12 protein-coding genes are annotated in these 14,031 nt (G+C 64.8%); 3 read left to right on the forward strand and 9 right to left on the reverse strand.

All coding sequences use genetic code 11. The annotated features are described in order from the left end of the window. Position 1: 1 nt before the first annotated feature. Together cyoB and cyoA are read right to left on the reverse strand one after the other, a co-directional pair. Positions 2-2,020 (reverse strand): cytochrome o ubiquinol oxidase subunit I, encoded by a 2,019-nt coding sequence (cyoB, locus tag V473_RS04290; protein WP_066600962.1) that lies wholly within the window; start codon positions 2,018-2,020, stop codon positions 2-4. Between the two features lie 56 nt (positions 2,021-2,076). Then, entirely contained in the window at positions 2,077-3,228 is a 1,152-nt protein-coding gene (gene cyoA, locus V473_RS04295; RefSeq protein ID WP_066605005.1) for a ubiquinol oxidase subunit II, read from the reverse strand. A gap of 163 nt (positions 3,229-3,391) precedes the next feature. Here cyoA and V473_RS04300 point away from each other — a divergent pair, with 163 nt between their 5' ends. After that, positions 3,392-4,726, forward strand: coding sequence for an MFS transporter (locus V473_RS04300; RefSeq protein WP_066600964.1), 1,335 nt, complete (start codon positions 3,392-3,394; stop codon positions 4,724-4,726). On the opposite strand, the gene V473_RS04305 is transcribed toward V473_RS04300, so the two are convergent. Beyond that, positions 4,723-5,583: a glycosyltransferase family A protein gene (locus V473_RS04305; RefSeq protein ID WP_066600966.1), complete on the reverse strand. Its 861-nt coding sequence runs from the start codon at positions 5,581-5,583 to the stop codon at positions 4,723-4,725. The two genes, V473_RS04300 and V473_RS04305, sit on opposite strands and share 4 nt — an antisense overlap. Before the next feature lie 4 nt (positions 5,584-5,587). Beyond that, complete coding sequence (locus V473_RS04310; protein ID WP_066605008.1) at positions 5,588-6,859, reverse strand: ammonium transporter; 1,272 nt, start codon at positions 6,857-6,859, stop codon at positions 5,588-5,590. Between the two features lie 409 nt (positions 6,860-7,268). Here V473_RS04310 and V473_RS04315 point away from each other — a divergent pair, with 409 nt between their 5' ends. Then, entirely contained in the window at positions 7,269-7,607 is a 339-nt protein-coding gene (locus tag V473_RS04315; protein WP_066605010.1) for a hypothetical protein, read from the forward strand. Between the two features lie 178 nt (positions 7,608-7,785). Here the strand turns inward: V473_RS04315 and V473_RS04320 are convergent, their stop codons facing one another. Then, positions 7,786-8,922, reverse strand: a complete 1,137-nt coding sequence (locus V473_RS04320; RefSeq protein WP_066600968.1) for a pyridoxal phosphate-dependent aminotransferase — start codon at positions 8,920-8,922, stop codon at positions 7,786-7,788. Between the two features lie 59 nt (positions 8,923-8,981). Here V473_RS04320 and V473_RS04325 point away from each other — a divergent pair, with 59 nt between their 5' ends. Beyond that, positions 8,982-9,245 (forward strand): hypothetical protein, encoded by a 264-nt coding sequence (locus V473_RS04325; protein WP_066600969.1) that lies wholly within the window; start codon positions 8,982-8,984, stop codon positions 9,243-9,245. A 154-nt stretch (positions 9,246-9,399) separates the two neighbouring features. Here V473_RS04325 and pgl read toward each other — a convergent pair whose 3' ends face one another. From pgl to V473_RS04345, 4 genes are all read right to left on the reverse strand, one after another. After that, positions 9,400-10,092 (reverse strand): 6-phosphogluconolactonase, encoded by a 693-nt coding sequence (pgl, locus tag V473_RS04330; RefSeq protein WP_066600970.1) that lies wholly within the window; start codon positions 10,090-10,092, stop codon positions 9,400-9,402. 5 nt (positions 10,093-10,097) lie between these two features. Continuing rightward, complete coding sequence (locus tag V473_RS04335) at positions 10,098-10,574, reverse strand: YbaK/EbsC family protein (RefSeq protein WP_066600971.1); 477 nt, start codon at positions 10,572-10,574, stop codon at positions 10,098-10,100. Further along, positions 10,571-11,584, reverse strand: a complete 1,014-nt coding sequence (gene galE, locus V473_RS04340; RefSeq protein ID WP_066600972.1) for a UDP-glucose 4-epimerase GalE — start codon at positions 11,582-11,584, stop codon at positions 10,571-10,573. Before galE ends, V473_RS04335 begins: the two co-directional genes overlap by 4 nt. A 142-nt stretch (positions 11,585-11,726) precedes the next feature. Then, a complete protein-coding gene (locus V473_RS04345) occupies positions 11,727-13,898 on the reverse strand; it encodes a 3-hydroxyacyl-CoA dehydrogenase NAD-binding domain-containing protein (RefSeq protein WP_066600973.1) in 2,172 nt (723 codons plus the stop codon). Positions 13,899-14,031 lie beyond the last annotated feature (133 nt).

Consider the following 14,031-nt stretch of genomic DNA (forward strand, 5'->3'; position numbering starts at 1 on the left):
TTTAACCCTGGGTCGCGAGCAGCGCGGTGCGCTCGCCCTCGGTGCGCTCCACCACATCCTTGGGGATGTAGAAGTCGCGCTTATAGTTGAAAGTATGGCCGATCGCGACGGCCAGGATGCCGACGAAGCTGAGGCCAGCGAGCCACCAGATGTACCAGATCATGCCGACCGAGAAGGCGATGGACAGCCCCGCGATGATGATGCCGGTGCCGGTGTTGGACGGCATGTGGATCGCTTCATAACCCGTCAGCGGACGCTGATAGCCGCGCTTCTTCATGTCGGCCCAGGCGTCATTGTCGTGAATGACGGGCGTGAAGGCGAAATTATAGTCTGGCGGGGGCGAGCTGGTCGCCCATTCCAGCGTGCGGCCGTTCCACGGATCGCCCGTCGTGTCGCGCAGCTTCTCGCGGTTGATGATGCTGACCGCGAACTGGACGAACATGCAGGCGATGCCGGCCGCGATCATAAGCGCGCCGAAGGCGGCGATCTGGAACCAGATCTGTAGCGAAGGGTCGTCGAACACGCGCATCCGGCGGGTCACGCCCATCAGGCCCAATATGTAGAGCGGCATGAAGGCGAACCAGAAGCCCACGACCCACAGCCAGAAGCTGCGCTTGCCCCATTTGGTATCCAGCGTGAAGCCGAACGCCTTGGGCCACCAGTAATTTATCGCCGCGAACAGGCCGAACAATACGCCGCCGATGATGACGTTGTGGAAATGCGCGATCAGGAACAGCGAGTTGTGCAGCACGAAGTCGGCGGGCGGCACGGCGAGCAGCACGCCGGTCATCCCGCCGACGGTGAAGGTCAGCATGAAGGCCACGGTCCACATCATCGGCAGGTCGAACCGGATGCGCCCGCGATACATGGTGAACAGCCAGTTGAACAGCTTGGCGCCAGTCGGGATGGAAATGACCATCGTCGTGATGCCGAAGAAGCTGTTGACGCTGGCGCCCGACCCCATGGTGAAGAAGTGGTGCAGCCACACGAGATAGGACAGGATCGCGATGACGACCGTCGCATAGACCATCGAACTATAGCCGAAGAGCCGCTTGTTCGAAAAAGTCGAGGTGACTTCGGAGAACACGCCGAACAGTGGCAGGATGAGGATATAGACTTCCGGGTGACCCCAGATCCAGATCAGGTTCACATACATCATGGGGTTGCCGCCCATGTCGTTGGTGAAGAAGGCGGTGCCGACATAGCGGTCCAGCGACAGCAGCGCCAGCACGGCGGTCAGTACCGGGAAGGCCGCGACGATCAGTATGTTGGCGCACAGCGAGGTCCAGGTGAAGACCGGCAGCTTCATCATGTTCATGCCCGGCGCGCGCATCTTGACGATGGTCGCGATCAGGTTGACGCCCGACAGCAATGTGCCGATGCCTGCGATCTGCAAGCCCCAGATATAATAATCGACGCCGACCCCTGGCGAATAGGCGATGCCCGACAGCGGCGGATAGGCCAGCCAGCCGGTGCGCGCAAATTCGCCCACGAACAGCGACATCATGACGATCACGGCGCCCGCCGTGGTCATCCAGAAACTGAAATTGTTGAGGAAGGGGAAGCTGACGTCGCGCGCGCCGATCTGGAGCGGGACGATATAGTTCATGATGCCCGTAATCATCGGCATCGCGACGAAGAAGATCATGATGACGCCATGCGCCGTGAAAATCTGGTCATAATGATGGGCGTTGAGATAGCCCTCCGACCCGTTGAACGCCATCGCCTGTTGCAGGCGCATCATCACCGCATCGGCAAAGCCGCGCACGAACATGATGAGGCCCAGGATCATGTACATGATGCCGATGCGCTTATGGTCGACGGTGGTGAACCAGTCGCGCCACAACATGCCCCATAATTTATATTTGGTGATGCCCGCGACGACGACGAGGCCGCCGAGCATGACCATGATGAAGGTGCCGACGACGATCGGCTCGTGCAGGGGCAGCGAACTCCAGTCGAGCCGACCGAATATCAGCTTCCAGATGCCGCTATTTTCAGAGGCGGGGGAGGGGGACATGGCGTCTAGCCTTCAGGCGAGAGAGAAAAGAAAGAACGGGGGCAGGGCATGGGCGATCACATGCCTTCATGACCGGCATGGCCACCGCCATGCCCATCGCCGTCCTGCTGGCCGGGGGCTTGCTTGCCCCGCGCGGCCGGGGTGCGGTCCGCGGCCGGGGTCATGCCCGCGGGCTGGGCGATTTCGCCCTTCTTGCCCGGTTCGACCGGATGATAACCGCCGACGTCGATCGTGCCGTCATGGCGCAGCCCTTCGACGTCATGCGCGGACTCCTTGCCCGCGCCGCCTCGGCTGTCGGTCATCATCACCGCGTCCATGCACTTCTTGCCCGGCTGCACGCACATGTTGAGCGCAGCGTGGAAAAGCCTGGGCTCGACGCCGCTGAAATACATCGGCGGCACCTTTTCGCTGGGCTGCTCCAGCTTGACATAAGTCGCCCGGTCCAGCGTCGCGCTGCTGGCCTTCACCTTGGCGACCCACTGGTCGAAACCGGCCTGGTCCACGGCGTGGAAGCGGAAGCGCATGTTGGAGAAACCGGCACCCGAATAATTGGCGGAGAAGCCCTCATAATCGCCCGGCTTGTTGGCGACCGCGTGCAGCACCGTCTGCATCCCCGGCATGGCGTAAATCTGACCAGCGAGCGCGGGCACGAAGAAGCTGTTCATGATGGTCGAGGAGGTGATTTTGAACTCGATCGGCCGGTCGACCGGCGCGGCCAGTTCGTTCACCGTCGCGATGCCCAGTTCAGGGTAGATGAACACCCATTTCCAGTCCATCGCCACCACTTCGACCTGCAACCGCTTGGCGGCCGGATCGACCTTGCGCGCATGATCGACGCGATCGAGCGGGCGATAGGGGTCGAGCAGATGGGTGCTGCTCCACGTCACCGCGCCCAGCGCGATGATGATCAACAGCGGCGCCGACCAGATCAGCAGTTCCAGGCTGGTCGAATGATCCCAGTCGGGGTCATAATCCTCCGCTCGTCCCTTTTCCCGATATTTCCAGGCGAACCAGATGGTCATCGCCATCACCGGAATGATGATCAGCAGCATCAGCGCGGTGGAAATCAGGATCAGGTCGCGTTGCTGCATTGCAACGTCGCCGGCGGGGGACAGGACCACCCAGTTGCATCCGCCCAGCGGCAGCAGCAGGAGTGGCGCGATTCGGCGCAGGAATGCGCGCTTGGTGGCGGGATGACGGGCTATCATGCGGCCCGCATTATCAGGATGGCCGGCGCGCGACATTGGACCTTTTGTCCTATCCCTGTGCATCTGCAAAATAGGGCATGGGTGAATTTATCACCGGGATGATTCGTCGCGCAACGAAGTGCGGCACGGATCGTTCCCGCAGCATGAAGGTCCGTTTTACCCCATGACTTCCGCGACGACCACGCCCAATTCGACCCAGGCGGAACGCGACGTGCGCCAGCTTCATGCCCATGGGCACAAGAAGATCGCGCCCGGCGAGATCGCGATCGGCGTCATCATCGGGCGGACGTCGGAATTTTTCGACTTCTTCGTCTATGCGATCGCGTCCTGCATCGTCTTCCCGGCGCATATCTTCCCCTATATGTCGCCGCTGATGGGGACGCTCTGGTCCTTCGCCATCTTCGCGCTCGCCTTCATCACGCGCCCGATCGGGTCGTTCATCTTCATGGCGGTCGATCGCGCTTATGGTCGCGGCGTCAAGCTGACCATCGCATTGTTCCTGCTGGGCGGATCGACGGCGGCCATCGCCTTCCTTCCGGGCTATGACACGATCGGCCATGGCGCCGCCTTCCTGCTGGCGCTGTTCCGCGCCGGACAGGGCGTGGCGCTGGGCGGCACCTGGGACGGCCTCGCCTCTTTGCTCTCGCTCAACGCGCCGCAGAACAAGCGCGGCTGGTATGCGATGATGCCGCAACTCGGCGCGCCGCTGGCGCTCATGGTGGCGGCCGGCCTGTTCGCCTTCTTCCTCAACACCCTCTCGACCGCGGACTTCCTCGACTGGGGCTGGCGCTATCCCTTCTTCGTCGCCTTCGCGATCAACGTGGTGGCGCTGTTCGCCCGCCTTCGCATCGTGGTGACGCACGAGTTCGAGAGGCTGTTCGAAACGCGCGAGCTACAGCCTTCGCCGGTCGTCGAAACCGTCCGCAGCGAAGGGCGCAACATCGTAATCGGCGCGTTCGCGCCGATGGCCAGCTTCGCGCTGTTCCACATGGTCACCGTGTTCCCGCTGTCCTGGATCGCGCTCTATACCGACCAGCCGCTGGAACGATTCCTGATGATCGAGGTAATCGGCGCGTTCGTCGGCGTGCTGGCGATCATCGTGTCGGGCTTCGTCGCCGACATGGTCGGTCGCCGGACCCTGATCGGCTGGTCGGCGGTGGGCATCGCCATCTTCGCCGTGGCCGCGCCCTTGCTGCTGAACGGCGGCGATCTGGGCGAAGTCGCGTTCATGGTGCTGGGCTTCATCCTGCTGGGCCTCAGCTTCGGCCAGTCGTCGGGCATCGTGGCCTCCAACTTCCGTACCGCGACCCGCTATACCGGGTCGGCGCTGACGTCGGACCTCGCCTGGCTGGTAGGCGCGGGTTTCGCGCCGCTGGTGGCGCTTTTGGTGTCCGCCGAATTCGGCCTGGCCGCGTCGGGCGTCTATCTTTTGTCGGGTGCGGTGGTGACCGGGGTCGCCCTGTTCGTGAACAAGGAACTGGCCGGCCGCGATCGTTAAGAGGCCGCGCGCATCCTTTTGAGCGCCTTGCGGTCGAACCAGGCGGTGAGGCCGGGGCGCGGGCGGAAACGCGGCAGCCATTCGGAATAGAGGCTTGCAAGACGCGCGGGGAGGCCGGCCGGCCCCTCGCGCGTCATGATGTCCGACACGATCCGGTTCTGGTAGAAGCGCGCCGAATAGTTGATCAGGCGCTTATAATGCATGCGCCAGGTTTGGGGCCGGGCCAGGCTGACCTGTTCGCACAGGAAACCCGCATCGTCGCAGGGCACGATCCCCGCCAGATCCCAGGCGATATCCTTTTGCAGTCCGGTATGCGCCCAGGACGCCACCAGCCCGTCGTCGCCGATCAGGTCGTCGGGCAGGCGCAGCCCGCGGGCGCGGATATCCCGCACGAAATTCCCAGACAGTGCATAGAGATCGCCGAACAGCCCGCCTTCGCTGTGGAGCGTGCCGCGATAGGTTGCCGCCATCCGCCCGTTCATCGGCATTCCCGATGCGGCATTGGCGCGGGGGTGGGCGGCCAGATCGGCGACCAGCGCGTCGATCGAGCCCGCCACGATCTGCGCATCGCCATCCAGGAAGACGACCGCATCCTCGGACCCGGTCAGCAGGCCATGGACCATATGGTTCCAGGTCCGCGACTTGCCGCCTGCCTCAATGTCATGGACGATGACATTGGCCCGGCCGGTCGCCGCTGCCCGCGCCCGCGCGACCGTGGCGTCGGTCGTGCCGTTCACCAGCACATGGAAGATTGTGTCCGCCCGGTCGAGCGGCAGGGACGCCAGGCAGGCGCCGATCCGGCGTTCTTCCTGATGGGCGAAGATGGCGACGGCGACGGAAGAGGGGGGGACCGTCATTGCCTTAACGGAAGTCCCAGCCCTGCTGGCCATGCTGGCTGGCGTCGAGGCCGTCGGTCTCTTCCTGCGCGCCGACCCGCATGGGGATGACGACCGACACGATCAGCGCGGCGATCGCGCTGCCGACCATCGCCCACAGCGCAACCACGATCAGGCCGATCGCCTGAGAGGTCAAGGCTCCGAGCAGGCTGATATTCGCGTCGAAGCCGACCCCGCCCATCAGCGGCAGGACGAACAGCGGCAGCAGCAGCATGCCGGTCAGGCCGCCCAGCCCATGAATGGCGAAGACGCCCGCGCCGTCATCGACCCGGCCGGACAGCAGCCCCATGCCGATGCGGGACACGCAGGCGGCGATGACGCCGATCAGCATCGCGCCGCCGGTGCCGACCAGCGCGGCGCTGGCCGATATGGCGGCGATGCCCGCCAGCGCGCCGGACAGGATGCCCGTCGCGCTGGTGCGTGCGCGCAGCATCCGGTCGAGCAGCCCCCAGGTCAGCGCCGCGGCGCAGGCGGCGAAAAGGTGATTGAGGATCGCGGTCGCGGCATCGTCCGTCGCGCCCAGCGCCCAGCCGCCGACCACGCCGGACAGGCCGATCCAGAGCAGCCCGCCGCCGGCCAGGCTGAGCAGGGGAGCATGGCCGGGATCGGACGGTTCGCGTCGTGCGCCTGCGATCAGGGCGAGAGCGAGCGCGGAAAAGCCCGCCACGCCATGCAGCACCAACCCGCCGGCGAAATCCATGACTCCCAGGTCCGCGAGCCAGCCGCCGCCCCACACCGCATGGGCGACCGGGGCATAGACGATCAGCAGCCAGAGCGGGGTGAAGGCGATCCACCAGCCGATCCGCGTCCGCTCCGCCACCGCGCCCACCAGCAGGCAGGCGGCGAGCAGCGCAATCGACAACTGGAACAGGACGAATGCCGATTCGGGCACCGTCAGCCCGTCACGCAACTGGGCGAGATTGGCGAGCAGCAAATTCGCGCCGCCGCCCAGCCAGGCGCTGCCCGGCGCATAGGCGATGCTGTAGCCCGCAATGGCCCAGGTCAGCGCCGCGACCGCCGCTACAGCCGCGCCCTGCGCCGTCACCGACACGGCGTTGCGCACATTGACCTGCCCCGCATAGCGCAGCATCAATCCCGGCAACGCGGCCAGCAGCACCAGCAGAGCGGACAGGATCATCCAGCCGGTGTCGCCGCTGTCGGCCACGGCCACCTGCGCCCAGGCAGGTTGCGGCATCGCCAGCATGGTCAGAAGGGGCAGGGCGAAGGAAATGCGCATCATCAAAACCCGGCTATGGACAAGTCCGCTGTGTCTAGCGGCGCTCTGGTAAAGTTTTCGATAAGCAAGGTCGATGGCGGTAGAGGATGGCGCGGGGGTGACGCCCCGGTCGAAGCGACCGCGACGCGCCACATGGGTCACATTCATGCGACAGCGGCGCGACGCCTACGTGACAGTGATGCGCCGATGGCGTAGCGCCAGGGCTGTCGGGGAGAGGCGGGTTCATCCAGAAGGATAGACCAGACAAAATCCTATGTTGAAAGCCTTCCGTGGACGGGCGTCTGGCTCGCCTTTCCGCCGATGGGTGGCGAGAGGCGGTTTACAGGTGCCGCTATGGTAATGGCGCTCCCTTCCCTTTAGAGGGGCGGCGCAGTTCCAAGACATTCATGCAGACGATGGCAGGTAGATGATGGCCCGCAAATATTCGAAACATGGTCGCTACGAAGACGTGGCTGTCGAGGAGGATGCGCCCGCGCCGGTGATAGACTGCTGGCTGTGCGGGCGGCCGACCGGCAAGACGATCGTCTGGCATCATCCTGTTCCCAAAAGCCGGGGCGGGCGCGATGTCGTTCCCATGCATGGCATCTGCCAGCAGACGCTGATCGCCAATTTCACCAATTCCGAATTGCAGCGCCATGGCACGGATGTCGAGGGCCTGCTGGCCCATCCCAATGTGCGCAAATTCGTCGACTGGGTGGCGAACAAAGACCCCGATTTTACCGCGACCACGGCCAAGAAGCAGCGTTAGGGCGCGCGACGATTTGCCTGCTGCGCTCGGATATGAGCAGGATGCCGGGTCAAGCCCGGCATGTGGAAGGGAATGCAGGCGACCGGAAGCGGACTGTCCCGCTTTGCCCTCTTCCGCCTTCGCGGGAGAGGGCTCAGGCAGCAGAACGTCTGCTACCCACCTCACTATCGCCACTAACTTAACGCTCGCCCTGCGCCTGAAACCACGGCGCCATCCGCGTGATCGCGTCCTCCACCCGGTCGGTGGACACCGCGAAGCTGAATCGGATGAAGCGATGGCCGTCCACGGGATCGAAATCGATCCCCGGCGCGGTCGCCACCCCGGTTTCGCGCAACAGCTTCTGGCAGAAGCGCAGGCTGTCTTGGGTCAGGTGGCCGATGTCGGCATAGATGTAGAAGGCGCCGTCGGGCGGCGCGATGCTGGCCAGGCCCATTGCGGGCAGGGCGTTCAGCAGCAATTGCCGGTTGCGGCGATAGCTGGCGACATGCCCGTCCAGTTCGTCGGTGCAATCGAAGGCGGTCAGGCCGGCGCGCTGGGCCAGCACCGGCGGGGTCAGGAACAGATTGCCCATCCGCGCGCGCGCCGCGTCGATCAGGGCGGGCGGCACCACGATCCAGCCCAGCCGCCAGCCGGCCATGCTGTAATATTTGGAAAAGCTGTTCACGATCACCGCGTCGGGCGCATATTCCAGCATGGAGTGAGCCGGTTCGCCAAAACTCAACCCATGATAGATTTCGTCGGAAATGATGCGGATGTCGCGATCGGCGCAGACCGCTGCGATCCGCGCCAGTTCGTCCGACGGGATGATCGTGCCGGTGGGATTGGCCGGGCTTGCGAGGATCAGCCCGTCCGGCGCGGGATCGATCGCCGCCAGCGCATCGGCGCTGATCTGATAGCGTTCGGCCGGGCCGCAGGCGATCTCGACCGGCTCCAGATAGAGCGCCTTTAAATTATTGCGATAGGCGACATAGCCCGGCCGCGCCGTCGCCACCCGCGCGCCCGGCGCGAACAGGCAGGTCAGCGCCAGCACCAGGCCGGGCGACGCGCCGCAGGTCAGCAAAATCTGTTCGGGGTCCACCGCCACGCCATGCCGCTCGCCATAATGGCGGGCGATCCGTTCCTTGAGCGGCATGCTTTCCCAATAGCCCATGGCCTCCGTGTCCAGCACATGATGCGCCGTGGCGATGGCGTCGGCGGGCGCGCCGGTGGAGGGCTGGCCGAATTCCATATGCAGGATGGACCGGCCCGCCGCTTCGAGCGCATGGGCTTCGCGGCTGATGGCGATGGCGTGGAAGGGGGATATGTCGGCGATCATGGCCGCGCTGGGTAGAGGGGCGTCGCAACCATGTCCATGGCCGCTACGTTCTAGCCGGCATGAACCAGACCCTGCTTGCCGCTTTACAATATTATGGTGCGGGCGCGGCGACGATCGCCGCGCTAGTCGTATCGCTCAACCTGGGACGACGCATAACCGGATGGGCATTCGTCCTGTTCGTCACATCCTCGATCGCGCTGACAGGCTGGGGTTTCCTCGATAGGGATAGCGAGGGGATAGGCTGGCAGAATGTCGCGTTGCTGGTCATCAATGCGGTCGGCGTGTGGCGTTATCTGATTTCGAAGCATGAGGTGCGGGATTAGGGCAATCTGAGCCTGACCCGCAAACCTCTCCTCCGTTCGGGCTGAGCCTGTCGAAGCCCCATTGTTTTCTCAATGCTTGGAAGAAGGAACAGCCCTTCGACAGGCTCAGGGCGAACGGGCCTGTTTGACGTTTCGTGCGCCAATGTGAGGGGAGTCAGATTTCCGCGATCCACACCTCGACCGGTGCCTTGTCCTGCAACAGCGCGAGCCGGATCGGCAGTTCTTCAACGGCCCCACCCGCCAGCGCGCGATCATAGACCGCTTTCTTGGCCGCGCCGCTGATTTGCAGGAAGATATGGCGGCTCTGCGAAATCCCGTGCGCCGTCAGGGACATACGCTCGTGCGGCGCGACCGGGGGCGTCGCTGCGATGGTCAGCGCTTGGCTCGTCAGCCCTTCGGCCAGTTCCTTGCCTTCTGGGAAAAGCGACGCCGTATGTCCGTCATCGCCCATCCCCAGCAGGATGATGTCCAGCGGCCAGGGCAGGTCGGCGAAGGCCGCCTCGACCGCGGCTTGCCCCGCATAGGCGTTCGCGGCCGGCGTCTTCATCGGCACGAAGCGCGCCTGCGCCGCCGCGCCCCTGAGCAGCGTGTCGCGGACCAGCTTCTCATTGCTGTCGGCGTTGTCGGGCGCGACCCAGCGTTCGTCGACCAGTGTCACCACGACCTTGCCCCAGTCGAGATCGACCTGGCTGAGCGCTTCCAGCACTGGCCGGGGCGAACGGCCACCCGACAATGCGATGCTGGCGACGCCGCGCTGCGCGACCGCATCGGACAGGATCGTGGCGATGCGCGCGGCGATATCGGCCGCGGCCTGCGCGCCGGTGGCGAAAAGATGTTCAATCGGCATGGGGCTCACTCGGCTGCTTGCGGAATCGTGCAGATGTCGATCCACGTCGCCCCGGTCAAGGCCGCCAGCCGATCGGGCGTCAGTTCGACCGAACTGGTGCGGGATCCGGCCGCGGGAAAGACGGTGGCGAAATCCTTGAGCGACAGATCGCAATAGACGGGCAGGGGAGAGGCGAGGCCGAAGGGGCAGACGCCGCCGACCGGATGGCCAGTGATCGCCTCCACCTCATCCGCGCCCAGCATCCGCGGCTTGGCGCCCAGCGCCGCCTTCGCCTTGCCATTGTTGAGCCGCGCGTCGCCCCGCGCGCAGACCAGCACGACCGTATCGCCCACCCGCAGCGACAGCGTCTTGGCGATCCGCGCCGGTTCGACGCCCAGCGCGGCGGCGGCCTCGATCACCGTTGCGGTGCTGACGCCCTGGTCGATAATCGCCACGTCGGGCGCCCGTTCCGCAAAGAAGGCGCGGACGCTCGCCTCGCTCATCCGCGCCCGCCTGTTTCACGGTCCCCCAGCTTGCGCTCCCACGCCAAAGCATGGGCGACGATCTGGTCCAGATCGGCATGGCGCGGCGTCCAGGGGAAGGTTTTCAGGATCGCGCCATTGTCGGAAATCAGCTTGCCCGGATCGCCCGCCCGACGGCCAACCATGACGCGCTCGATCGGATTGTTGGTCGCCCGATCGACCGCGTCCAGCACCTCCAGCACGGAAAAGCCCCGGCCATAGCCGCAATTGAGCAGATGGTTGCGATCCGGCTCGGCGATCAAGGCCTCCAGCGCCAGCAGATGCGCGGCGGCCAGGTCGGTCACATGGATATAGTCGCGCACGCCCGTCCCGTCCGGCGTATCGAAATCGGTGCCAAATACGGCGACGCTCTCCCGCTTGCCCAGCGCCGCCTCGACCGCGACCTTGATCAGGTGGGTCGCGCCTGCCGTCGATTGGCCCGTCCGTCCCTGCGGGTCCGCGCCCGCGACATTGAAGTAGCGCAGCGCACAAAAATTCATCGGATGCGCCGCCGCCACGTCGCGCAACATATATTCGGTCATCAGCTTGGACATGCCATAGGGATTGATCGGCCGCTGCGGCGTATCCTCCCGCACCGCTTCGACGTCCGGGGTGCCATAGGTGGCGGCGGTGGACGAGAAGATGAAATGCGGCACGCCCACCCGCACCGCGCTTTCGATCAGGTCACGGGTCTTGGCGCTGTTGTTATGGTAATATTTCAATGGGTTATCAACGGACTCCGGCACGACTACCGATCCTGCGAAATGCATGATCGCCTTGATGTCATGCTTGCGCAAGGTCGCTTCCACCAACGGTTGATCGGCAATATCGCCGCGCACCAGCGGCACGCCGTCCGGCACCGCCCAGTCGAAGCCGGTGACCAGATTGTCGATCACGACCACGCCATAACCGGCATCTTTCAGCGCCAGCACGGCATGGCTGCCGATATAGCCCGCGCCGCCCGTGACTAGAACGGTTGGTTTGATGGTCATGCTCTCGCCCCGGTAACGCATGTGTTCCCGCGAAGGCGGGAACCCAGTCCGGCGGCAGGACGGGATTCCCGCCTTCGCGGGAACATGCTGAATGATGTCCGCTCTCAGCCCTATCCGAGAGTCTCGAACATTTACAGGGGGGTCATGCGGCCTGCGCGGTCGCAGGCCGGTAGAAGGTCGCGCCGCTCGCCGCCATCTCGCGCAGTTGCGCCGTCGGCGCAAAGCGCGGGCCATGCGCCGCCGCCAGCCGGTCCAGAACGGCCACGACATGGGCGATGCCGACCGTATCCATATGGCTGAACGGCCCGCCGGTGTAGGGCGCAAAGCCCCAGCCGAAGATCGCGCCGATGTCGCCATCCTCCGGCGTTTCCAGCACGCCTTCCGCGAAGCAACGGGCGCACTCGATCAACTGGCGATAGAGCAGCCGCTCCTTCACCGCCTCGACGCCGGGCTGCTCCGCGGCGCGCGGGAACATCTCGCCCAGCACTGGCGACAGATATTTCTTGCCGCCTGCGGGATAATCGTACCAGCCCTTGCCATTCTTGCGGCCCAGGCGACCGGCCTCGACCATCTGCACCATGATGTCGTCCGAACCCTGCGGCACATAGGCGTCGCCCAGTTCCTTCTTGGCCGCGCTCATGATCTTCCAGCCCAGTTCGATCGACACTTCGTCGCTGACGGCCAGCGGGCCGGTCGGCATCCCCAGTTGCTTGCCGGCATTTTCGATCAGCGCCGGATTGACGCCTTCGCCGACCAGCTCCGCGCCCTCCTGCACATAGGTGCCGAAGCTGCGCGAAGTGTAGAAGCCGCGGCTGTCATGCACGACGATGGGCGTCTTCTTGATCTGGCTGACGAAGTCCAGCGCCTTGGCGATGGCGGCGGGGCCGGTCTTCTCGCCCAGGATGATCTCCACCAGCGGCATCTTTTCGACCGGTGAGAAGAAATGGACGCCGATGAAATTCTCCGGCTTCGTCCACGCCTGCGCCAGCTTCGTGATCGGCAGAGTGGAGGTGTTGGACCCGAAGATGGTGTCCGCGCCCAGAACCTCCTCAACCTTTTTGGTGACTTCCGCCTTGATGCTCACATCCTCGAACACCGCTTCGATCACGAAGTCCGCGCCCGCCAGATCGGCATAGTCGGTGGTAGGCGTCACGCGCGCCAGCGTCTGTTCCAGCTTTTCCGGCGTCATGCCCTTGCCCAGGCGCTTCTTCAGCACGTCTTCGACATGCGCCTTGCCCTTCTGCGCATAGGCCAGGTCACGGTCGAACAGGACGACCTCTATCCCCGCCTGCGCGGCGACGGTGGCGATGCCCGCGCCCATCATGCCCGCGCCCAGCATCGCCAGTTTCTGCGTCGGCGCCTTGGCCTCGCCCTTGGGCCGGCGCGCGCCGCGTTCAGCCGCCTGCTTGTTGACGAACAGGGTACGGATCATGTTGCTCGCCTGCGGGTCGGCGGCGACCTTGGCGAAATATTGGCTCTCGATCCGGATCGCCCGGTCCATCGGCAAAGTAATGCCTTCATAGACCGCCGACAGCAAAGCGATCGGCGCGTGCATGTTACGCTGGGTCTGTTTCAGCGTCATCGGCAGCGCTCCGGCCATGGTCTGCACGAAGCCGGGATTGAAGCCGCCCGCGCCGCCGGGCACCTTATAGCCCTTGACGTCCCACGGCTGGGAGGTGGCGTTGGGGTTAGCCTTCACCCACTCCCGCGCCGCTGTGACCGCCGTTCCTTGCGGCACGACCGCATCGACCACCTTCAGCATCGCCGCTTCGGCCGGACGGAACAGCTTGCCCTGAAGCATATACATCAACGCGGCCTGCACGCCCATGATGCGCGGCAGGCGCTGCGACCCGCCGCCGCCGGGGAAAAGGCCGATCAGGATTTCGGGCAGGCCCAGCTGCGTCTTGGGGCTGTCGCCCACGAAACGGCGATGGCAGGCCAGCGCCAGTTCGAAACCGCCACCGACGCAGGCGCCCTCAATGGCGCAGGCGACCGGCTTGCCGCTGGTTTCCAGGCGACGGAACAGCGCGTTCAGCACGAACAGATCGTCGTACAACGCGGCCGGGGCGGGGGCGTCGCCCGCCTTCGCCAGCATCGCCCCGAAAAATTTCAGGTCCATCCCGGCCATGAAGCCGCTATCCTTGCCAGACGCGATGACCGCGCCCTTGATGCCCTCTTCGGACGCGATGCGCGTGATCGCGGCGTCCAGATCGGCCAGGAAGTCCGGGCCGATGACGTTCATCGACTGGCCGGGAACGTCGATGGTCAGCGTGGCGATGCCGTCGGCGTCGATGTCGAATGCGATGGTGTTCATTGGTATGGCTACCTTTCCCAACATCCGTTCGTCCTGAGTAGCCCCTTCGACTGCCTGCCAAGGCAGGCGCTCAGGACAGGCACTGAGCGAAGTCGAAATGGCGTATCGAAGGATGCTTCGATACGGGACTTCG

Source organism: Sphingobium cupriresistens LL01 (assembly GCF_001046645.1).
In the GTDB taxonomy this organism is placed as follows: Bacteria; Pseudomonadota; Alphaproteobacteria; order Sphingomonadales; family Sphingomonadaceae; genus Sphingobium; species Sphingobium cupriresistens.

Excerpts from the sequence above, each read along its gene's own strand:
- V473_RS04320 (WP_066600968.1), bottom strand. The coding sequence starts at position 8,922 with ATGATCGCCGACATATCCCCCTTCCACGCCATCGCCATCAGCCGCGAA.
- V473_RS04300 (WP_066600964.1), top strand. The coding sequence starts at position 3,392 with ATGACTTCCGCGACGACCACGCCCAATTCGACCCAGGCGGAACGCGAC.
- V473_RS04305 (WP_066600966.1), bottom strand. The coding sequence starts at position 5,583 with ATGACGGTCCCCCCCTCTTCCGTCGCCGTCGCCATCTTCGCCCATCAG.
- cyoA (WP_066605005.1), bottom strand. The coding sequence starts at position 3,228 with ATGATAGCCCGTCATCCCGCCACCAAGCGCGCATTCCTGCGCCGAATC.
- V473_RS04310 (WP_066605008.1), bottom strand. The coding sequence starts at position 6,859 with ATGCGCATTTCCTTCGCCCTGCCCCTTCTGACCATGCTGGCGATGCCG.
- V473_RS04345 (WP_066600973.1), bottom strand. The coding sequence starts at position 13,898 with ATGAACACCATCGCATTCGACATCGACGCCGACGGCATCGCCACGCTG.
- cyoB (WP_066600962.1), bottom strand. The coding sequence starts at position 2,020 with ATGTCCCCCTCCCCCGCCTCTGAAAATAGCGGCATCTGGAAGCTGATA.
- pgl (WP_066600970.1), bottom strand. The coding sequence starts at position 10,092 with ATGCCGATTGAACATCTTTTCGCCACCGGCGCGCAGGCCGCGGCCGAT.
- galE (WP_066600972.1), bottom strand. The coding sequence starts at position 11,584 with ATGACCATCAAACCAACCGTTCTAGTCACGGGCGGCGCGGGCTATATC.
- V473_RS04315 (WP_066605010.1), top strand. The coding sequence starts at position 7,269 with ATGGCCCGCAAATATTCGAAACATGGTCGCTACGAAGACGTGGCTGTC.
- V473_RS04325 (WP_066600969.1), top strand. The coding sequence starts at position 8,982 with ATGAACCAGACCCTGCTTGCCGCTTTACAATATTATGGTGCGGGCGCG.
- V473_RS04335 (WP_066600971.1), bottom strand. The coding sequence starts at position 10,574 with ATGAGCGAGGCGAGCGTCCGCGCCTTCTTTGCGGAACGGGCGCCCGAC.